The sequence below is a fragment of the Pseudomonadota bacterium genome (assembly GCA_010028905.1).
GTDB lineage: Bacteria > Vulcanimicrobiota > Xenobia > RGZZ01 > RGZZ01 > RGZZ01.
Genome location: RGZZ01000033.1, coordinates 1 through 20,808, shown reverse-complemented (window position 1 = coordinate 20,808; position 20,808 = coordinate 1). Strand labels below are relative to the sequence as shown.

Below are 20,808 nucleotides of genomic sequence, written 5' to 3'. Positions count from 1 at the left end.
ATGACGATGACGCCCACCGAGAGCACCGCCGACAACGCGCACGACACCAGCTGCCACTCCTGCATCTTGCGCGGCGTGGCGCCCAGCAGGTGGGCTACTTTCAGCTCAGACATGAAGTTGCCCGCGACGCCCAGGGTGCTGCACAAAAAGGCCGCCATCATGAGCACGGCGATGGTGCCGTTGGCGCCCTCCATGCCGGCCCCTTTGAGCAGCACCGCCGCTACCACGATCATGAAGATGGTCATGCCCGACACGGGCTCGCTGCCCGTGAACGCGATGGAGCTGATGCCCACCACCGACAGCATGAGCGCGAACACCAGCACGATGGCCAGCGCCAGCAGCGTCTGCGCGAGGCTGTGCGAGAAGCAGATGTGGAAGAAGGCGGTGAACGCCAGCGCCGTTGCAATGATGCCCGCCATGAGCATTCCCATGGGGATGTCGCGCTGGGTGCGCAGCAGGGTCTCGTGCGTGTCGGCGTGCTTCTTGCTCAGCTCGGCCATGGCGGTGCGGGCAACCTTCGCGATGACCCCCGACATCGAGAGCAGGCCGATGATGCCGGCCATGGCGAGCATGCCGATGCCAACGTGGCGCACGTACTCCTTGAACACCGCCGCCACGGGCGCGGCGCCCAGCAGCACGGTCTGGCCCTTCACCGTCATGGGGTGCTCGGCCCCGAGGTAGTAGGCCATGGGGATGCACACGCACCACGAGAAGAACGAGCCTGCGGTGATGATGGCGGCGTATCGCAATCCGGTGAAATAGCCGATGCCCAGCAGCGCGGCGTCGTTGTCGAGGCTGAACTCGAGCTTCCACCGCTCGGACAGCGCCTGCCCGAAGCGGAAGGTGGTGGTCGAGAGCACCTCCTGCCACCAGCCCAGGCTGTTCAAGATGAAGTCGTAGCCCATGGCTACGAGGCCGCTGAGAACCATGAGCCGCGCCTTGCTGCCTTCGCCCGAGGTAAGCACCTCGGCCGCTGCGCGTCCGGCGGGAAAGGGGTACGCGTGGTGCATCTCCTCGCAGAAGTAGCGCCGGAAGACGGTGGCGATGAGCACCCCGAGCGTGCCGCCCAGCACGATGGGCACGGCCATCTGCGCGTAGCCGATCTGATCGTTCATCTTCAAGATGTAGAAGGCGGGGATGATGAACATGGCGCCGCCGATGATGTTGGTGCCGGCGCTTGCGATGGCCTGGATGTGCACGTTCTCGGGGAAGGCGTTCTTGCGTTTGAGCACGGCGGCCATGCCCATGGCGAGCACCGACACGGGGGCGAAGGCGTCGACGGTCTGGCCGATCTTGAGGCACAGGTAGCCCACCGCCAGGGCGAAGAGCGCGGCGTAGACCAGTCCCCACGTCACCACGTAGGCGTTGATCTCTTCATACGCTTGATGAGGAGACATGGGGGGGGCGTGCGGGGCGTTCGGAACGTTGTCTTGCAACATGGGCGTGGACTACCTCCTGAGGGTCTGGGGGGCGCGTCGTGTTTCGGGGGATTCCGGCGGAGCTCGTTCACGCGCCATTGGTCGGGACGGTCTGTTCTCCTGCATCGAGGAGAATGTCCTGGTACAGGAGAGAGGCCGTGCGGAGCGAACGCCATGTCCGAGCCCAGCGCGTCGGAGTGTGCGCTACCGAGCCTTTGTGAATCGCGCAGGAACGACGCCCCCGATGCGGGGGAGAGGAACGGGCAACCTGCAGGGGAGTGCGTGCGAGGTACTGTGAAGGCGCCTGATTCTTTCTCCGAGGTCTTGCGCAGGCACAGGGGATTGGTCTCGCTTGTTCTCTTCCTGTTCGTCTGGTGCGTTGCTGAGACCGCAGCATTGAAGAACATGCCTGCGGTCGAGAATCTCTTCTCGAAATACAGGCCCCATCCGCGACGCTTCTGGGCGTTTCGCCCCGGTGAATTCCACGCCCGCTCGTCAGACTCGGTCATCCACATCAACAGCCTGGGCTTGCGCGGCCCCGAGCCACCGTCTGCAGCGGCCCCCCTGCGTGTGCTGCTGCTCGGTGACTCCTGCGTCTACTGCGAGGGCATAGACGACGAGCATACGATTGCACGCCTCCTGGAGGCTCGCCTGAGGCGCATGACGGGAGGCGCTGTTGACGTCATCAACGGGGGATGCCCTGGCTATTCGAGCTATCAGGGGCTCGACCTCATGCACGACATCGGCTGGGCCCTGCACCCGGATGTCGTGGTCATCTGCTATGGAAACCTTCGTTCAGACATCATGGAGGACCGCGAACGCGCGGGTGGATGGTATGCCGGGCAGGTGCGCACCCTTCTCTGGAAGAGTCCGGCCTACCGCTGGCTGAAGCATCATCTCAGCCCTCAAGAGAGCGATCTGTATCAGCCTTCGTTTGGCAAGCCTCCAGGGAATCTGCCTGCCAGCGTTCCTCGGGTCAGACCCGCCGACCATCGGGAGAATCTCCGGTCACTGATAGCGTTGGCTCGCAGGCAGGGAACGCGTCACATCGTCTGTCTTGTCCTGCCCAAGGAGTGGTACCAGCCGGGGCCGGACGAGCACAACTGCGACCGCGTGCTGCTCGACGTCGGCGCCCAGGAGGGACTGGCGATGGACGGTCCCGCGCTCTGGAAGGATCGTGATCGCAAAGACTGCTTCCTCGATGGGATTCACTTCTCCGTCAAGGGTGCGGAGAGGCTGGCCGATGATCTCGCTGCGTTCTTTCGTGAGAAAGGCCTGGTGAAGACCCCGTCGGAAACGTCTCAACCGCCTGCCTCGCCCGGTCTGCCGACGGTTGAGGCGGTGCGGTCGTCGTCTCCGTGAGCGCGACTCCTACCCCTCTTCGCCCTCGCGGCTGAACTTGAGCGAGAGGTACCACTGGCCGCTGCCCCGCTCGTCCTCGAGGTAGAGCACGTCGGCCTTCTGGCGGGTCGAGCCGCCCGTGGCGGCCCCCAGCGCAAGGCGGAACCCGCGGTGCGAGAGAGGCGCGCCAGATCGTAGGCGAGCTGCACCCGGCTGTAGGGGGTGAAGTTCTCGCGCCTCGGATCGTCGAAGAAGGCCGGGCCCTGGCGCACGAAGGCGATGTCGGCCAGCAGGTCGACGATGTCGACGCGAGCGCCGAATCCCTCGCCGCGTCGATGCAGCCGCATCTGGTAGGCCATGAGCAGCTGGTCGAAGAACACGCTGGCGTCGAAGTCACGCCCCTCGAGGCGCTTCGCGTGCTGCGCCGCGGCCTCGACGATGGCCGCCGCCGAGAGCGCCACCTTCTCGATGTCGACGCGCGCGTAGCGAATCACGGCCGAGCGGCGTGGCACGTCGACACCCACCGTGAACAGACCGACGCGAAACTCCGGCGGGTCGGTGGTGAGGGGGGCGAAGGCAAGCCCCGCGCTCGTCGCGGTGTCGCGCAGGTCGCGGCCGAAGTAGAACTTCAGCTTGCGCTCCTCTTCGGCCAGGTGGGCGTCAAGGACGCCGAGCAGCGCGTCGACCTTCGTCTTCAGCTCACCTTCGGGCAGGGCTGACTTGCGCAGCGTCTGGGCGTGCTTTGCGAGGGCGCCGGGGTCGTCGAGGGATTCCTTGCGCGACAGCTCGCGCAGCGTCTTCTCGACGGGCTTGAGGGCCTTGGTGGTGCGCTCCGCGCAATCACGCGCCGTCTTGACGCGCTCAGCCAGCGCCGCCGTGCGGTCTGCGCCGGCCGTCTGGGGGTCTGCGACTTCACTCATGGCTCTGTGCGCTCCTTGCTCTCGATCAGTAGGCCACCGAGAAGAGCACCTGCTCGGAGGTCTCCTGGCCGCTCACGATGCACGTTCCGCTGCCGCCCGGCTGATCGAACGGGATGGCGCGCACGGTGCCCTTGGTCTCTTCCTTGATCTTCGCCTCGACCTCGCGGTCCGGCTTGAACCAGCAGCGCACAAAGCCGCTGCGGTCAGCCAGCCGTGCCTTCAGCTCGTCGTAGGTCGTGGCCTCGACGGTGGCCGCGTTCTGACGGGCCTCTGCACGCTCGAGCAGCAGGGTCTGCACCCGCGCGATGTGCCCCTCGAGCCAGGCTGCGGTGGCATCAGCAACGGGCGTGGGGGTCTTGGTGCCCTCGACCCGGGATTTCAGCACGAATGCGCCGCCATCGACGTCGCGCGGGCCGATCTCGAAGCGGAAGGGCACGCCCCGCTGCTCCCAGTGGAAGTGCTTCTCGCCCGGGCGCTCGTTGCGAAGGTCGACCACGATCTTCTGGCGCGCCTTGTCGTCGATGAACACGCTCATGTACTCGCGGCCGGCGTCGCGCTTCTCGGCGGCGGCCACGCGCTCCTCGCCGCACAGCCCCACGAGCAGCGTACGGGCGAAGGCGAGCACGCGCTCGCGCTCTTCGTCGGTCTTGTAGATGGGGATCACGACGCCCACGGTGGGGGCCATTCGCGGCGGCAGAATGAGCCCCTCGTCGTCGGAGTGGGTCATGATGAGGGCGCCGATGAGGCGGGTCGACACGCCCCACGAGGTCGTGTAGGCGTGGTGCAGCGACTGGTCGCGCCCTTGAAACTGGATGTCGAAGGCCTTCGAGAAGTTCTGGCCCAGGTTGTGCGAGGTGCCGGCCTGCAGCGCCTTGTTGTCTTGCATGAGGGCCTCGATGCAGTAGGTGGCGTCGGCGCCCGGGAACTTCTCGCTGTCGGTCTTGCGGCCCTTGATCACGGGGATGGCCAGGAAGCCGCGCGCGAAGTCGGCGTACACATCGAGCATCTGCAGCGTCTCGCGCTGCGCTTCCTCGGCGGTCTCGTGGGCGGTGTGGCCCTCCTGCCAGAGGAACTCCGCGGTGCGGAGGAAGAGGCGGGTACGCATCTCCCAGCGCATGACGTTGGCCCACTGGTTGAGCAGCATGGGCAGATCGCGGTACGACTTGATCCACTGAGCCATCATGTGTCCGATGATGGTCTCGGAGGTGGGGCGCACGATGAGGGGCTCCTCGAGCTCGCCTTTGGGCTCGAGCCCCTTGTCGCCTTTCTTGAGCCCCGAGTGAGTGACCACGGCGCACTCCATGGCGAACCCCTCGATGTGCTGGGCCTCCTTGTTGAGGAAGCTGGCGGGGATGAGCACCGGGAAGTAGGCGTTGACGTGACCGGTCTCCTTGAAGCGCAGGTCGAGGTCGGCTTGAATCGCCTCCCAGAGGGCGTAGCCGTTGGGGCGAATCACCATGCAGCCCTTCACGGGCGAGTAGTCGGCCAGCTCAGCGGCCTTGATGACGTCGATGTACCACTGCGGGTAGTCCTTGCTGCGGGGCGTGATGTTGCGCGCCATTGTGAACCTCGATCTCAGAGATGGGATGGGAGCGACGGGGTGGCGGTCCTTCAACAGCCGGCGGCGCATCTCCTCGGCTCTGCGGGGAGGGGGGGCGCGCCGTGACAGGCGCATGATTTTCGCGCCGCGCGGGAGGGAATCCGGCGTGAAGGAGGAAGGTGCGTGAACGTCCGGGGACCTTTACCCTCGCGACGCCGTGCAACGAGGCCTCCCCGTCGGTGCCTTCACGACTGTGCGGCGCGCCGCTCTTGCGACCGCCGCTCGCGCTGACGAACCTCTGTTGACCAACCTTTCGGGAAGCAGGTCGCATCCATGAGCGAGACGTTGACGATCACCGACAACCGAACCGGTCGCACCTACGAGGTCCCCATCGAGCACGGCGCCATCCGCGCCAGCAGTCTGCGCCAGGTGAAGGTCTCCGATGACGACCCGGGCCTGATGTCGTACGACCCTGCGTTCATGAACACGGCGTCGTGCACGAGCCGCATCACCTACATCGACGGCGACAAGGGCATTCTCTGGTACCGCGGCTATCCCATCGAGCAGCTGGCCGAGCAGAGCACGCATCTCGAGGTAGCCTACCTGCTGCTCAACGGCGAGCTCCCCACGAGAGAGCAGCTCAGCGCGTGGGAAGACGAGATCGTGCACCACACCTTCGTGCACGAGAACGTGAAGAAGTTCATCGACGGCTTCCACTATGACGCCCATCCCATGGGCATCCTCCTGTCGGCGGTGGGGGCGCTGGGCACCTTCTACCCCTCGGCCCGCAACCTGAGCGATCCGACCACGGTGCACCTCCAGATCGTGCGCCTCATCGCCAAGATGCCGACGCTGGCGGCTTTTGCCTATCGCCACAGCATCGGCATGCCGTACGTCTATCCCGACAACACCCTGTCGTACACGGGCAACTTCCTCAACATGCTCTTTCGCGTCAGCGAGCCGAAGTACACGCCGCACCCGATCCTCGAGCGCGCCCTCGATGTGCTCTTCATCCTGCACGCCGATCACGAGCAGAACGCGAGCACCAACGCCATCCGCGCGGTGGGCAGCTCACGCGTCGATCCCATCTCGGCCATGACCGGCGCCATCGCCGCGCTCTACGGGCCGCTGCACGGGGGGGCGAACGAAGAGGTGCTGCGCATGCTCGAAGCCATCGGCAGCAAGGACAAGGTGCCTGAGTTCATCAAGAAGGTGAAGGCCGGTGAGGGGCGCCTCATGGGCTTCGGGCACCGCATCTACAAGTCGTACGATCCGCGCGCCAAGGTCATCCAGCGGCTTGCCGAGCAGGTGTTCGAGGTCACGGGGCGCAACCCGCTGCTCGACATCGCCCTCGAGCTTGAGCGCATCGCCCTGCAAGACGAGTACTTCGTCTCGCGCAAGCTCTATCCGAACGTCGACTTCTATTCGGGCCTCATCTACCAGGCCATGGGCTTCCCCAAGACCATGTTCCCCGTGCTCTTCGCCATCCCGCGCACCGCGGGCTGGCTATCGCAGTGGCTCGAGATGGTGGCTGACGGCGAGCAGAAGATCGCCCGTCCCCGCCAGATCTATCTCGGTCACGACAAGCGCCCGTTCGTGCCCATGGCCGAGCGCGGCAAGACGCTGGCGAGCAAAGCCTGATCGTGACAGGGAGGAGCGAAGACATGGAGACCATCACCAACGCGTGCACCACCAACGCTCACCTGACCCAGTGGGTCGACGAGATGGCTGCGCTGTGCAAGCCGGAACGCATCGAGTGGATCGATGGGTCTGATGAAGAGGCCGCGCGCCTCACCCGCCAGGCCATCGAAGAGAAGATACTCATCGAGCTCAACCAGGAGAAGCTGCCGGGCTGCTATCTGCATCGCAGCAATCCCAACGACGTGGCGCGCGTCGAGAAGCTCACCTTCATCTGCACCGAGCGTGAGGAAGACGCTGGGCCCACCAACAACTGGATGGCGCCGGCCGAGGCCTACCGCAAGCTCGGCGGCCTCTTCGAGGGCGCGATGCGCGGGCGCACCATGTACGTCATCCCGTACGTCATGGGCGCCCTCGGCTCACCGTTCAGCAAGGTGGGCGTCGAGCTCACCGACAGCGTGTACGTGGTGCTCAACATGCGCCTGATGACGCGGGCGGGCAGCGCCGCGCTGGCGCAGCTCGGCGACTCTCCTGACTTCGTGAAGGGCCTCCACAGCGTGGCCGAGTGCGACCCGGAGAAGCGCTTCATCTGCCACTTCCCCCAAGACAGCACCATCTGGAGCGTGGGCTCTGGGTATGGCGGCAACGCCTTGCTGGGCAAGAAGTGCTTTGCCTTGCGCCTGGGCAGTGCGCTGGGTCGTCGTGAGGGCTGGCTGGCCGAGCACATGCTCATCCTGGGGCTCGAGAACCCGCAGGGAGAGGTCACCTACGTCGCGGCCGCGTTCCCCAGCGCGTGCGGAAAGACCAACCTGGCCATGCTGGTTCCACCCGAGAACTTCCCGGGGTGGAAGGTGTGGACGGTGGGCGATGACATCGCCTGGATGCGCGTGGGCGACGATGGTCGCCTGTGGGCCAGCAACCCAGAGGCAGGCTTCTTCGGCGTGGCGCCGGGAACCAGTCGCTCTTCGAACTACAACGCCATGAAGACCATCACGCACGACACCATCTTCACCAACGTGCTGCAGACCGCGGACAACACCGTGTGGTGGGAGGGCATGAGCGGTGAGCCCCCCACCCATGGTCTCGACTGGAAGGGCACGCCATGGACGCCCGAGTCGGCCAAGGGCGAGAAGGGGGCGCATCCCAACGCCCGCTTCACCGTGCGGGCAAGCCAGTGCCCCTCCATCTCCCCGCGTTGGGAAGATCCGCAGGGTGTGCCGATCTCGGCGATTCTCTTCGGCGGTCGCCGTGCGCGATTGCAGCCCCTGGTGTATGAGGCGTTCGACTGGGCGCACGGCGTGTACCTGGGCGCGATGATGTCGAGTGAGACCACGGCGGCGGCCATCGGTGCCGTGGGCGTGGTGCGCCGCGACCCCATGGCCATGCTTCCGTTCTGTGGCTATCACATGGGCGACTACTTCGCGCACTGGCTCGACATGGGCACCCGCCTCACGAACCCGCCACGCGTCTTCCACGTCAACTGGTTCCGCACCGATGACGGCGGCAAGTTCCTGTGGCCCGGCTATGGGCAGAACCTGCGCGTGCTGAAGTGGGTGGCCGAGCGTTGCGCGGGCACGGGCCAGGCGGTAGAGCAGCCCATCGGCTGGCTTCCCACGCCGGATGCCATCGATCTCGGCGGGCTCGCACTGTCGTCAGAGCAGCTCGAGCGCCTGCTCGCGGTCGATCGGGGAGAGTGGCTTGCCGAGCTCGAGAGCCAGCAGGAGCTCTTCACGCTGCTGGGCGATCGCATGCCTGCGGGCGTGGCAGAGCAGCGAGAGGCGCTGCGCGCGCGTCTGGGCTGATCGCGTTCGAAGGCCCGCCCACAGCGTGCCGATTTTCAGGGCGTGAGAGCAGAGAAGAGGCGCTTCCCGAGGGAGGCGCCTCTTCGTCTTTGCGACCGTTCGGGGGGAAGTCGTTACGACTTCTTCGGCCCGAGGCTCTTCACGTAGTGAACGAGGGTCCAGGCTTCCTTCTCGTCCATGCGGCCATCCCACTTGGCCATGCCGTTGGGCGGGGGCATGCCTTCCCAGATGGTGCGCATGACCTGCCAGTCCTCGCTGCCGTACTTGTACTCACCCGTGGTGAAGTTGCGCGGCTTCGGCTCGAGGGCCATGCCCGCGGGGCCATCGCCCTTGCCCTCGGCGCCGTGGCAGCTGGCGCAGTTCTTGGCGAACAGCTCCTTGCCTGCGGCAAGCGATTTGGCGTCATCGGCGACCGGGTCTTTCTTGCCCGACCACTTGGCCCAGCCAGGGAGAAGCTGGCCATCCGGGCCGGTGGAGGACATGGCGACGGGAGCACCACCTCCCCCAGGGGAGGCAGGCGCGGCGGCGGGCGGCGGTGCGTTGTTGGCCGCCGGCGGAGGCGCCGAGGAGGTTTTGGGGGCTTGCTCGCTGCTGCAGCCAAACGTGAGCAGAGAGGCAGCGAACAGGCCTGCCCACGCAAGGTTCGAGAGTCGCTTCATCAGGTTTGCTCTACTTTCAACATTCCTACTTTGTGCTTTTTAGCACAAATGGGCGTACTTGTCTATAGGGCGAGTGCCCGAGGGAGGCCAGGCCCTGTAGATCGCCGCCGCGCGCGAGAAGGTCGGAACCGATAAGAGGCGCGGCCGCTGAAGCGGGGGTTTCGGCAGGGCTTCTGGATCTGCACGAGGGATCCGGCCCCTGGTTCGCGTATCTCTTGCCAGTCATCGCGAACCGCTGAGGAGATCTGCCCCATGTCTGTTCCCAAGAAAGAGTTCGGCGCCCCCCATCCTGTTCACCATCGCTCAGACTGGTGGCCCCGCGCCGAGAGCATCGCCAAGGGCCTGCTCGCGTGGGATGACGTCAAGGAGATGGGGGCGTTCGGTCGCCTGGGTTTCTTCGTGAACACGCTCATGTTCACCACCGTGCCGCAGCACGAAGAGGTGCTCGAGATCTGGATCCGACTCTCCGAGAGCGATGCCGCCGAGCTGTCGAAGAATTCGCGGGCGTCGCAGCACGTCCACCCCGTGAAGGGATGGATGCGCCTTCGCGTCGACGCCGATGACCAGGTCGACGAGGCGTTGAAGTGGTGCAAGAAGGGCTACGACAACGCCATCGCTTTGACCCGCGAGAATCGGGGGGTGCCGGTCGAGAAGGTTCCCGAGTCGACCGCTCACGCGTCTCATCGCATCCCGCAGGGTCCGCGCTCTGGCGCATTCTCCCTGGGGCTCGAGATTCCCGGTGCGACCGCCCAAGGGGCTGCCCCCTCGAACATGGATGTCCGCAGACTTCCCTGAGCCACAAGCGCCGCACCCGACAGAAGATCGCCGACACGATCCCATGTCAGTGGTCTTCCTCGGCACGAGCGCCGCGCAACCGACGACGAAGCGCAGCCTCTCGTGCATTGCGCTCGAGCGGAAAGGCGAGGTCTTCCTCTTCGATTGCGGCGAGGGCTCACAGATCCAGTTCCGCCACGCGGGTCTGCGCTTCGGTCGCCTCGCGGGGATCTTCATCACGCACATGCACGGCGATCACGTGTCGGGGCTACCCGGACTGCTGATGTCGCTGCAGCTCACGGGGCGCACCGAGCCGCTGCGCATCGTGGGGCCGCTCACCCTGGGAGACTATATCAGCTCGGTGTTCCACCATCTGCAGAGCGGCCTCGACTTCCCCCTCCAGATCACGGCGCACGATCAGGCCGAGACGGTGATCGAGCACGGCGACTACACGGTCTCGGTCGCGCCGCTCGACCATCGCATTCCCGCCATCGGCTACCGCTTCGAGGAACGCGCCGCACCAGGCACGTTTGATGTAGAGGGGGCGATGCGCAGGGGCGTGACCGATCGACGGCACTTCGGCGTGCTGCAGCGGGGAAGCGATGTGACCCTTGATGACGGAACGGTGGTGCGCTCTCGTGACGTGGTGGGGCCTTCGCGACGCGGCAAGATCTTTGCCTACTGCGCCGACACCCGCCCGTGCGACGCGTCAGCGACGCTCGGGCGTCAAGCTGACTTTCTCGTGCACGAGAGCACATTCGGGGAAGATCGCCTTCGGCAGGCCGACGAGAGCGGTCACTCCACAGCGGCGCAGGCGGCTCGTGTGGCGCACGTGGCGGACGCGCGTCGCCTCGTGCTCACCCACTTCTCTCCCCGTTACGACGATCTCGAGGTTCTCGAGCACGAGGCGCGGCCGCTCTTCGAAACGGTCGAGGCTGCGCGCGAGCTGATCGTCATGCGGGTGTGAGCTGGGGGTCCGGGGTGCCGCTCGATTCGGGCATCGAGGCTTCCAGTGCCTCGCTGCGCGTCCATGCGGTGTACCAGAGATTGCGCAGCATCTGGGCACCGCTCGCCACGCACGCTACGGCGAATGCGCGACCTTCCGCAGAGGGCTTTGACGGGTCGAGCCTGCCTTGCTTGTCGAGGGTGTAGAGCTTCTTCACCTTGCCATTCGTCTCGCGGCAGTAGGTATCGGCGACTTCGAGCGCGGTGCCCTTGAGCTCTGCGGGCGGTTTGAGCAGCGCGTCGACCGCGCCGGGTGTGACTGCGGCCTCAACGAACTGTGACTCGAAGCGTGAGTGTATCCCGGGCTGGGTCGAGAACCCGTTGGGGTTGGCTTCGACCTGGGTGTTCCAGCCATCGTGGTGGGCGGTGACGTGCAGCGGCTGCGAAGCGTCGGCCACGAAGTGGCCGAGCACACCCGCGGTGTAGATGGCATTCTGCTCGAGCTGGTGGGCCAGGGGGGTGTCGAAGCCGTTGGCCTGGGTCTCGTGGCGCCAGAGAGCGAACTCGGCCGTGAGCTTCTCGGTGCCTTCGGCAATCGCGTAGGGAAGAAGACCGAGGCTGTAGGGCGGTTGACCCGTGGGCTGCAGGTGGTTGTCTGCCACCATGGCAACGTACGAGTAGCGCTCTGAAGGAAGGGCGCGCCCACCCAGGCGCTCGAGGTTCAGATAGTGATCGGGTCGGTTGTCGACGTCGAGGTTGGGGAGCCCCCGCAGCTTCCAGCGATCGGGCTGGCTGGCCAGGGCTTCGAGGCTGTCGCCGCCACCACGGAAGAAAGCGGGCATATCGGTGGGCAGCTCTCTTGCGGCCTCCCGATTGATCATGGCATGGCCGCGCCACCCCCAGAACTGCGTCTGGGCGGGGGACCCTCCGAGATTTCCACTGACACGCTGCATGGCCACATGATAGCGCAGCCCACGCATCGACATGTGACAGCGATGTGAACAGTCGGATGCGCGAGCACGGTACATTCCGGCAACAATTCGTTAACGTGGTCCCCCTGTACAGGGAGCCTGATTGTCTTGAGAGAAGTACAACGCAGATCAGGAGATAGAAACGCATGTTGAATTCCGTGGGCTTTGCCACTCCCCCGATTCCCGGCGCCCCTCAGAGCGCCCCCACCCCCCAGCAGCCTTCCACCTCTCCCCAGCCCCAGGCGCCCGGTCCAGGTCCCGCCGCCTACTGGACGGCCAACGGCGCTTCGTACACCACGCTCTCAGAGGTCGGTCAGGCAATCGCCGCGGGTCGCATCCCCACCGACAAGAACGGCTCGGTGAACGTGCAGAAGGTGGCCCTTGCTGACACCGCGACGCAGCAGGCGGCACACAAGTCAAAGGCCGCGCAGTACTTCAAGAACTCCCTGGTCACGAGCTTTGCGGCGACCTTCGGTGCCGTGTTCCCTCCCCTCGCGATGGCGGGCATGGCGCTGTCGACCTGGAACGGCTTCAAGGCCTTCGAAGAGTACCAGGCCTCGCAGCAGGCGGCTCCGCCCCAGTACATGGTGGTTGAGGAGGGGCGCGTGAAGGGGGCTGGCGCCGGCTTGAGCTACCAGGCCGTTGACGACACGTCGCTCTGGAACGTGGTGCCATCGCACCCGTTTGTCTACAAGCCGTCGGTTCCCCTCGATCAGGTTCGTTGATATCCTGAATCGATTCTTCACGGGTCGGCGGTACCTCTGAACGTGCCGCCGCCTCTTCTTCGTCCACTTGGACATCATGAGCTTCTGATTCTTCTGATCCAGCTGTCGATTCTCGTGCTGGTCAGCCGCTTGTTGGGCGAGGCCGCCCGCAAGCTGCGGCAGTCGCCCGTGGTAGGCGAGCTCTTGGCGGGGGTATTGCTAGGACCGTCGTTCTTCGGGCTGCTCTTTCCAGACCTGCAGGCCGCCCTCTTCCCGCGGGTGCAGCTGCAGGCCGATCTGCTGGCTGTGGCAACCTGGCTCGGCGTGCTCTTCCTGCTCATCGTGACCGGTCTGGAAACCGATCTCAACCTCATCGTGAGCAAGGGGCGCAAGGCCTTGCTCATCTCCAGCTGCGGCATCACGGTGACATTCGTGACCGGATATGCCCTGGGGCAGGTGCTGCCCGACAGCTTCCTGGTCGCGCCGGACAAGCGCTTCGTCTTCAGCTTGTTCATCGCCACGGCCATGAGCATCACCGCGGTTCCCGTCATTGCCAAGGTGCTGGCTGACATGGGGCTTGTGCGCCGAGACATCGGACAGATCGTTCTCGCCGCGGGCATGACCGACGATACGGTGGGCTGGGTGCTGCTGTCGATGGTGACCGCCCTGGCGTCGGGAACCTTCTCGGCGCAGCGCCCCCTGCTTGCCATGGCGGGTGCTGTGGTGTTCGTCACCCTGGCGCTCACCGTGGGCCGCCCGCTCATGTCACGCCTGCTGCTGTGGGTCGACAATACCTTCGGGGGGCACAACGCCTCGCTCACGACGCTGCTTGTGGTATCGCTGCTGGGCGCCGCCCTCACGGCGGCCATGGGCATCGAGCCGGTTCTCGGGGCGTTCACAGCGGGCATTCTGGTGGGGCAGGCTCCGCGATTCAGTCGCGAGGCCGGTCATGCCCTCGAGATCATCACCGCGGGCTTCTTTGCCCCCGTCTTCTTCGGGGCCGCGGGTCTCAAGGTCAACCTCATCAAGCTGACGGAGCCGCGGGTGTTCGGGGTCTGCCTGCTGGTGCTCGCCATCGCGTGCATCGGAAAGTTCGTGGGGGTCTACATCGGAGCGCGTCTCGGGCGTTTGTCTCACTGGGAGGCGCTGGCTCTCGGGTCGGCCATGAACGCGCGAGGCGCCATGGAGATCATCGTGGCCACCATCGGTCTGTCAGCGGGCGTGCTCACGCAGGACATGTACAGCATCATCGTGGTGGTGGCCATCGTCACGTCGCTCATCGCCCCGCCGCTGCTGCGAATCATGCTTGCGCACGTGACCATGGGGGATGAGGAAGCCGCACGCCTGAAGGCCGAGGAACAGGCGCGGTTCAGCTTCGTGCGCAACCTGCATCGCGTGCTCGTTCCCAGTCGCGGTGGCGAGAATGTTCAGCTGGGCGCGCAGCTGGTGAGCCACCTGGGGCATCGCGTTCCCCTCGAGGTCACGGCGCTCTATGCCGAGACGGGCGATGACGGCACGGACGCGAGCCAGGCGGTCGATGCGGTGTCACGCAATGTCGACGCACGCGGCGTGAAGAGCCGGACGGTGAAGGGCAGAAACGTGGCCGACATCATTCTGGCCGAGGCGCGACGTGGCTATCAGCTGCTCGTACTGGGCGCCACGCGTGATGAGCGGGGTTCTGGCGCGCTGTTCAACTCCATCGTCGACCGGGTCGTTCAGGAGGCGCCTTGCGCCACGGTCGTGGTGCGAGGGAGCGACAGCGCGGTCGAGACGCCCCTTCGTCACGTGCTGGTGCCCACCATCGGCACCGAGTACAGCCGTCACGCCGTCGAGGTGGCGTGCAGCGTTGCGGCGCACCTCGAGGCGCTCGTGACCATCGTCTATGTGGTGACCACCTCGCCGGAGGAGATGATGACCGAGGAGCAGATGCGCAACCTCGTCGACATCGCCCAGGAGATCATCGACGGCCAGGCCGATCTCGGCCGTGGCTTCGGCGCCCAGGTCGACACCCGCGTGCTCGTCGGGCGCACGTCGGAGCAGGCCATCATCGAGTTCATCGAAGCCCACGCCATCGATCTCGTGGTGGTGGGCAGCAATCTGCGTCCCATCAGCGGGCGCGCATTCTTCGGACGTCGCGTCGAGGCGCTGCTTGCCAAGGCGCCGTGTCCGGTGGCGGTGGTCAGCTCACGGTAGTGTTCTCGTCTCGGCGCGGGCTCCATTACCACGGGCATCTGCCCCCGTCTCCTCGCCGGGAACCTGGCGTCGCAGGGAGATGGGCACAGCATAGTCGTCTTGTGTGAGCAGTGACGCTGGTTCTTTGCGGAGCGCGCGCAGCGATTCGGGACGGATGTGGCTGAAGCTGAAGGTGTCGGCGGCGGTGATCGGGTCGACGAAGCCGTCATGCATCAAGAGGTCGACATCGTTCGCACGTCCGTCGACCTCGATTCGATAGCGGCCCGCAGTGGCCAGATCGGAGCGCAGGCCGGCCTTCAGCGGGAGGCGCTCACGCAGCGCGTATCCCCGAGAGAACATCGAATTCGTGGTTTCCATGGTCGACAGGCTACGTCACGGGGTTGAACAGATCTTGAAGGAAGGTGGAGGGATCTGCAAGCCAGGCGTGGCAAGACGCAGAAAAGTAGAGGAGCCTGCCCCCGTCGTGAGCATGATCGATCCATCGTCCGGTCGTTCGTCCCGCGAGCGCGGCATCGTCGCTACAAGCGGCCCGTTCACCGCGCTCCGCCAAGAGAAGTATCTCAGCCTCGTCACCCGCCGTCGCGACGGTCGTGAGGTGGCCACGCCCATGTGGTTCGTGGTCGAGGGCGAGCGCATCTACATGCGCACCGGAGCACAGAGCGCAAAAGTGAAGCGCATCCGCAACAACGGGCGGGTCACGCTGGCGCCCTGCACGGCTGCAGGCCGCGTCACGGGTACCGCGGTGAGCGCACACGCTGTCGTCGCAGACGCATCGCTTCTCGAACCGGTGAATCGCGCGGTCAAGCAGAAGTACGGCGTGATGAAGACGCTCATCGACCTCATCAACCGCCTGCGCGGGCTACGCGACATGGCGGTTATCGAGATCAGTGCTACCGGTGAAGGTTCACCGTCACCGTAGCCTGGGTGAGGTCGGGGCTCACGATGTCGAGCTTGCCGTCGCCGTTGACGTCGGCCACCGCGGGAAGGCCGCTCGGCGCGTTGGTGGCGATCAGCGTGGCCCCCGCGAAGGTGCCGTCGCCATTGCCGATGAGCACCACCACGTCAGAACCGGTCTGTGAGCCGATGACCAGATCGAGCGTGCCGTCGGCGTTCAGGTCGATGGCGACTCCGCCCACGGCGTTGACGCCCGTGGCCACAGGCGTGAGGGCGAGGGCGAAGGTGCGCGCATTGCCGTTGCCCAGCATGATGGCCACGCTTCCCGCAGACGTGTTGGTCTGGGTCACGGCGAGGTCGGGGTGGCCGTCGCCGTTGAAGTCGCCCACGATGACCCCAGAGGGGCTGCTCGCGTTGAGATTGAGCGGTGCGGTGAACGTGCCGTCGCCGTTGCCGAAGAGAACCTGCACCGTGTTCGTGCCGTAGCTGGCCACCGCAACGTCGAGGTTGCCGTCACCGTCGAGGTCGCCCACGGCGGCGACTGATGGGCCGGAGGCTGTGGGGGTTTCGATAGGCGTGCTGGCGAAGCCACCTCGGCCGTCGCCTGGCATGACCATGATCTCGCTGCCACCGTTCGCGGCAGCCGCGGTCGACGCGATGATGTCGAGGTTGCCGTCGTGGTTGACGTCGGCCAGCACCGCGCTCGAAGCGGTGTATTTCGAATGAACGGTCTGCGGCTGAAAGCTGCCGCCACCGGCGTTGAGCAGCACGTTGATGGTGCTCTGGCTTGACGTCACCACCGCATCGGGTCTGCCGTCGTGGTTGAGGTCGCCTACAGCAAGGCTTGTCGCGCTCGGGGCAATCGTCGTGCTCGAGAGGGATGTGAAGGTGCCGTCACCGTTGCCGTGCGAGAAGCCGAAGGCGCCGCCATCCCCCACCGTGAGCAGGTCTGGATGGTTGTCGCCGTCAGCGTCGACGAGCGCGCTTGCCACCACCTGAGCCACGGCCGGCACCTGCGGCGGTTGAACGAAGGTGCCGTCACCGTTGCCCGTGAGCACCGACAGGACGTTCATGTGCGTGACGACGACATCGGCTTTCCCGTCGTGCGTGAGGTCGCCTACTGCAGGCTGAGTCGCAATCGATTGTCCGCCACCTCCGATAGCCGACTCGATGGCAGGTGCAAGCGTGCCGTCGCCGTTGTTGATCAGAATCGACAGGCGGGTCAGGGGGCTGTAGCTCACACCCACCACATCTGCTCGACCGTCGCCTGTCAGGTCGCCTGCTCCGACCCCGTACGAGTTCAGGCCTACGGGCAGCGCGGGAGGAACCACGAAGGTGCCATTCCCGTTTCCAAGGAGCGCATATAGGCTGCCGTTGCCGTCGACCGAGAGCAGATCGAGATTGGGGCCGCTGTTGAGTCGAATCGGAATCAGGCGGTAGCTCTTGATGGTGGGCAGCGTCGTATTGACGGGTGCGGCAAATGTGCCGTCGCCGTTGCCGGGGTAGAGCTGAATCGTTCCAGAGCTGCCCGGGGCATACGTCAACGCCAGGTCTTCGTGCCCGTCTCCGGTGAAGTCACCCGCCGTGATGTATCCGACATCCGCGGGCTGGCCCGTGTAGGTCGGCGCACCGAAGCTTCCCGTACCGTCGCCGATGAGGGTTGCCAGGGCACCGAGTGCGGTTCCGAAGCCGCCGTTGTAGAGCGAGACAGCGATGTCGAGGCTTTGATTGCTGTGGAAGTGCCCCGTCGTCACCCCGGTAGGGCTGCCCCCGACGAAGTGGTTGGCGGGGGCTTGAAAGGTGCCATCGCCGTTGCCGATGAGAATCTGCACGTTGCCTACAGCGGGGTTCCCGGCTTGAAGGATCTGCGTGGAGATGAGGTCGAGACGACCGTCGCCGTTCACGTCGGCCATGGCAAGATCGAGGCTCAGGCTGTTGGCGGTGAAGGCAACGGGGACGGGCGTCGAGAGCTGTCCCGTCCCGTCGCCGAGCAGAATCGATACCGTTGACCCGCTGCTGCCGTAGCCGGTGGAGACGATGGCGATGTCGCGATTGCCGTCGCCGTTGAAGTCGCCTTCTACCTGTCCGGTGACGATGTCCGGGAAGGCGGTGACGACCTGGTCGTGACGTGACGACGGGCTCGCGAAGGCAAGCGACAGAGAGGCCACAGCGAACGGCGTCGAGGTGCTCGAGGCGAGCGCACCCGACGAGGCGATGAGGGTGTATCCCACAGCGGCGCGGCTGATGCGCAGATCGGTGAACGTGGCGATGCCGTTCACCGCGTTCACCGTGGTGGTACCAGAGAGCACGGCGCCGCCAGGGTTGTCGCCCAGCGTCACGGTGATGGCCTCGGAAGAAGCGGTGACGATTCGCCCGGCGGAATCGATGACAGCGACCTGTGGGGCTGGGGTGAGGGGCGTCAGCGCTTCGGTGTGAGAGGCCGTGGCTTTTGCGGGTGAGGTCAGGAATCGCAGCGCCACGCCACGCAGGGCTGACGCCTCGGTCAGCGGAGAGCCGCTGCTGCTGCTGCCTGCGTTGCTGCCGCATCCGACGAGGAACCCGGTGAGGCTCATCACGACGAGCCATGGTACAAGAGCCGTTGCGGTGAAGCCGCCCAGTGCGCCTCCAGCGCCGCATCCAGCCAAGAGGCCGCACAGCAGCAAGGCCACGACGCTGATGACCTGGGTCGGGCGGGGGCGCCGCCAGAAGCGCGCATTCGGTCTGTGCTCTTGCGTGCGGGGCGAATCAGGCATCTCTCTTCGGGTCCTTTCGATGGCGTGGTCCGGCGTTTCAGGTTTTATCCAGTGCGTCTCTCTACGATGGGGTCATCAGGGGATAACAAGCTTTGGAGGGTCTACGAACATGATCTGCACGTCTGCACTTCGTCCCACCGTCACCGCGAACATCGCGCGCACCGCGTCGCCTTCGGCGAGCGCGGCACCGAACACCACCGTCAGCAGCACGCCCACCGATCTCGTCAGCCTCAGCGGCGCGCAGCCCGCGAGCAAGTCGGGCAAGAACCAGGCCATCCAGCTGGCGGGCATGGGCGTCATGTTCGGCAGCATCATGGCGGGACCCGCGCTGGGAACCCCGTACGGGCCCGTGGTGATGATCGGCGGCATGTTCGCCGGCATGGCCATCATGGCGCTCGGAAACGACAAGTAGACCACGCCTGGGTTTCATCTTGGGCTTGTGAAGAAGGCACGGAGCGAGAGGCTCCGCGCCTTCTTCGTTCTCAGGCGGGCGTTTTCGACGCGCCTCAGCCCTTCTTCTTGAAGCTGTAATCGACGAGCTCAGACTGGTTCTTCACGTTGCCGCTCTCGGTCTGCGATTTCACCAGTCCGATGAAGTTGGCGTACCAGTAGGTCTTGTGCACGGGCTGCCCTCCCTGCACGGTCTCGGTGTCGACGCGCATGCAGGTGAACTTGCCTGCGGGCACCGTCACGGTCTCGGCGCCCTTCACTGTGTCCTTGTGGCTGGCCTCGACGTCCATCATGCCTTTGCCGGACCAGTCCCAGGTGGCGCCCGGCGTGAGGGGGTTCATGAGGTACTTGTCGGGGGGCGTGTAGGTGCCCTTCATGTTGTTCGCCGGGTACTCGATGCGGTGCTTCATCACCCAGCCCTTGGGCTTTGAGTACCACTCGTCGGTCTTCATGCTGCCGGTGTCGACCTCGAGCTTCGAGAGCGACGCGCCATCATCGCCCTTCTCGGTGCCGAGCACCGAGAGCTTCCATTCGCTGCTGGCCTTCGTGTCGAGGTTGGTGGTCTTGTACTTCCACCAGTAGCCGTCCTTGATGGGGAAGTAGTCCGGGGGCGGGGGCGCGGCAGAGGGCTTGGCAAAGGTCGGGGCGGTGAGGCTTGCGCCTGCGATCATCAGCAGGCCGAGCACGATGCTCGGGAGTTTCGACTTCATGGAGACACCTCTTTCGTCGCGGCATCACGGTGCGCGTGTGGCGCACACCGCCGTGCGTGGGTAGGAACCGCAGGGTTGCTTCTGGCGGTGCATGTCGCGCTCCTCTCATGCGGGCCTCCCGGCGCGATGGCCAGAGCTCGCCGGGGACACGGAACGACCTGTGGCCTTCTCAGTCGCAGCGCTTCACGATCTGCATGCGCTCGACGGTGAAATCGAGATCGCCGAGAGCCAGGTCGAGGGTGCGTCGGTTGTTGGCCGACACGTGGCCCACGAGGTACTTCAGTCCACGAGCTCGTGTCATCTGGGCCGATTTCTCGATGAGGCGGTGGGTGGTGCCTCGGCCCCAGGCGTCTCGCCGCACCGCCAGGTCTACGATGAAGCACTGGCGCTCGCCGGTGGCGGCCTCCACCTGGGCGAAGTCTAGCATGATGTACCCCAGGCGCTCACCGCTCTCCTCGGCGATCAAGATGACGAAGTCCGGGCTCTGGTTGAACGTCTGCTCGAGGTCAGCGTAGCTGTTGCGCACATGCGCCGAGACCTCGTCGCCGAGGGCGTCGCGCCCGGGCGGTATGCCAAAGGGAACGCTCTGGGCGGCCAGGTCACGCACGAAGGCCATGTCGTCGATCCGGGCCAGCCGCACCCGCGTTCCTCCAGCCGAGGCGCTCGGTCCGTCAAGGCCGACCCGCAGCGATCGCAGGCGGCGGAAGCCCACCGTGGGGGTGCGTTGCGGCACCTCGAGGAGCACGGCCCTGGGCCATCGCCGCAGCACCTCGGCGATGGCGATGCAGGCCTCCTGTCGGGCGAGAAAGGCCCCCAGGCAGGTGTGGATGCCGCGCCCGAACGACAGGTGTCGGTTGTCGGCGCGGTCGATGTCGAAGCGGTCGGGCTCGGGAAATCGCTCCTCATCTCGGTTGGCGGCGCCGACGCAGAGGTTCAAGACCTGCCCTGCTTCTATCGTGCGACCGCCGATCTCCAGGCTTTCCGCAGCGTAGCGACTCACGATCTGCGATGGGCTGTCGTAGCGGAGGATCTCCTCCACCGCGCCTTCGATCTTCTCCGGATGGGTGAGGAGCCCGGCCCTCGCGTCGGGATGCTG

The 20,808-nt window shown here is 65.6% G+C and carries 18 protein-coding genes; 9 read left to right on the top strand and 9 right to left on the bottom strand.

Annotated elements, in window-relative coordinates; genetic code table 11:
• The coding region (locus tag EB084_04480) for a peptide transporter (GenBank protein ID NDD27505.1) at window positions 1–1,439 on the bottom strand (1,439 nt) is incomplete at its 3' end.
• A gap of 321 nt (window positions 1,440–1,760) precedes the next feature.
• Here EB084_04480 and EB084_04475 point away from each other — a divergent pair.
• Entirely contained in the window at window positions 1,761–2,780 is a 1,020-nt protein-coding gene (locus tag EB084_04475) for an SGNH/GDSL hydrolase family protein (protein NDD27504.1), read from the top strand.
• Here EB084_04475 and EB084_04470 read toward each other — a convergent pair.
• Window positions 2,720–3,679 carry a hypothetical protein gene (locus tag EB084_04470; protein ID NDD27503.1) on the bottom strand — a complete coding sequence of 320 codons (960 nt, stop codon included), beginning with the start codon at window positions 3,677–3,679 and terminating at the stop codon, window positions 2,720–2,722. The genes EB084_04475 and EB084_04470 overlap by 61 nt on opposite strands.
• Before the next feature lie 25 nt (window positions 3,680–3,704).
• Window positions 3,705–5,240 (bottom strand): proline--tRNA ligase, encoded by a 1,536-nt coding sequence (locus EB084_04465; protein NDD27502.1) that lies wholly within the window; start codon window positions 5,238–5,240, stop codon window positions 3,705–3,707.
• Between the two features lie 312 nt (window positions 5,241–5,552).
• Between EB084_04465 and EB084_04460 the strand changes: the two genes are divergently transcribed.
• On the top strand, window positions 5,553–6,860 hold the full coding sequence (locus tag EB084_04460) for a citrate synthase (protein ID NDD27501.1): 1,308 nt from the start codon (window positions 5,553–5,555) through the stop codon (window positions 6,858–6,860).
• Between the two features lie 23 nt (window positions 6,861–6,883).
• Window positions 6,884–8,659 (top strand): phosphoenolpyruvate carboxykinase (GTP), encoded by a 1,776-nt coding sequence (locus tag EB084_04455; GenBank protein ID NDD27500.1) that lies wholly within the window; start codon window positions 6,884–6,886, stop codon window positions 8,657–8,659.
• Window positions 8,660–8,772: 113 nt separating this feature from the next.
• On the opposite strand, the gene EB084_04450 is transcribed toward EB084_04455, so the two are convergent.
• Window positions 8,773–9,318 carry a hypothetical protein gene (locus EB084_04450; protein NDD27499.1) on the bottom strand — a complete coding sequence of 182 codons (546 nt, stop codon included), beginning with the start codon at window positions 9,316–9,318 and terminating at the stop codon, window positions 8,773–8,775.
• Between the two features lie 252 nt (window positions 9,319–9,570).
• On the opposite strand from EB084_04450, the gene EB084_04445 reads away from it, so the two are divergent.
• Window positions 9,571–10,113 (top strand): hypothetical protein, encoded by a 543-nt coding sequence (locus tag EB084_04445; GenBank protein ID NDD27498.1) that lies wholly within the window; start codon window positions 9,571–9,573, stop codon window positions 10,111–10,113.
• Window positions 10,094–11,059: a ribonuclease Z gene (gene rnz / locus EB084_04440; protein NDD27497.1), complete on the top strand. Its 966-nt coding sequence runs from the start codon at window positions 10,094–10,096 to the stop codon at window positions 11,057–11,059. Before EB084_04445 ends, rnz begins: the two co-directional genes overlap by 20 nt.
• Here rnz and EB084_04435 read toward each other — a convergent pair.
• Window positions 11,046–12,023: a nuclease gene (locus tag EB084_04435; protein ID NDD27496.1), complete on the bottom strand. Its 978-nt coding sequence runs from the start codon at window positions 12,021–12,023 to the stop codon at window positions 11,046–11,048. The genes rnz and EB084_04435 overlap by 14 nt on opposite strands.
• 131 nt (window positions 12,024–12,154) lie before the next feature.
• Here EB084_04435 and EB084_04430 point away from each other — a divergent pair, with 131 nt between their 5' ends.
• Window positions 12,155–12,733 carry a hypothetical protein gene (locus EB084_04430; protein NDD27495.1) on the top strand — a complete coding sequence of 193 codons (579 nt, stop codon included), beginning with the start codon at window positions 12,155–12,157 and terminating at the stop codon, window positions 12,731–12,733.
• Window positions 12,734–12,745: 12 nt separating this feature from the next.
• Complete coding sequence (locus tag EB084_04425; GenBank protein NDD27494.1) at window positions 12,746–14,905, top strand: sodium:proton antiporter; 2,160 nt, start codon at window positions 12,746–12,748, stop codon at window positions 14,903–14,905.
• Here the strand turns inward: EB084_04425 and EB084_04420 are convergent.
• Window positions 14,897–15,262 carry a hypothetical protein gene (locus EB084_04420; GenBank protein NDD27493.1) on the bottom strand — a complete coding sequence of 122 codons (366 nt, stop codon included), beginning with the start codon at window positions 15,260–15,262 and terminating at the stop codon, window positions 14,897–14,899. The two genes, EB084_04425 and EB084_04420, sit on opposite strands and share 9 nt — an antisense overlap.
• 112 nt (window positions 15,263–15,374) lie before the next feature.
• Between EB084_04420 and EB084_04415 the strand changes: the two genes are divergently transcribed.
• Complete coding sequence (locus tag EB084_04415) at window positions 15,375–15,824, top strand: PPOX class F420-dependent oxidoreductase (protein NDD27492.1); 450 nt, start codon at window positions 15,375–15,377, stop codon at window positions 15,822–15,824.
• Here EB084_04415 and EB084_04410 read toward each other — a convergent pair.
• Complete coding sequence (locus EB084_04410; protein ID NDD27491.1) at window positions 15,796–18,552, bottom strand: VCBS repeat-containing protein; 2,757 nt, start codon at window positions 18,550–18,552, stop codon at window positions 15,796–15,798. The two genes, EB084_04415 and EB084_04410, sit on opposite strands and share 29 nt — an antisense overlap.
• Window positions 18,553–18,661: 109 nt before the next feature.
• Between EB084_04410 and EB084_04405 the strand changes: the two genes are divergently transcribed.
• On the top strand, window positions 18,662–18,964 hold the full coding sequence (locus EB084_04405) for a hypothetical protein (protein ID NDD27490.1): 303 nt from the start codon (window positions 18,662–18,664) through the stop codon (window positions 18,962–18,964).
• Window positions 18,965–19,058: 94 nt separating this feature from the next.
• Here the strand turns inward: EB084_04405 and EB084_04400 are convergent, their stop codons facing one another.
• A complete protein-coding gene (locus tag EB084_04400) occupies window positions 19,059–19,712 on the bottom strand; it encodes a hypothetical protein (GenBank protein NDD27489.1) in 654 nt (217 codons plus the stop codon).
• Between the two features lie 169 nt (window positions 19,713–19,881).
• On the bottom strand, window positions 19,882–20,808 hold a 927-nt coding region (locus tag EB084_04395; GenBank protein NDD27488.1), incomplete at its 5' end, for a cytochrome P450.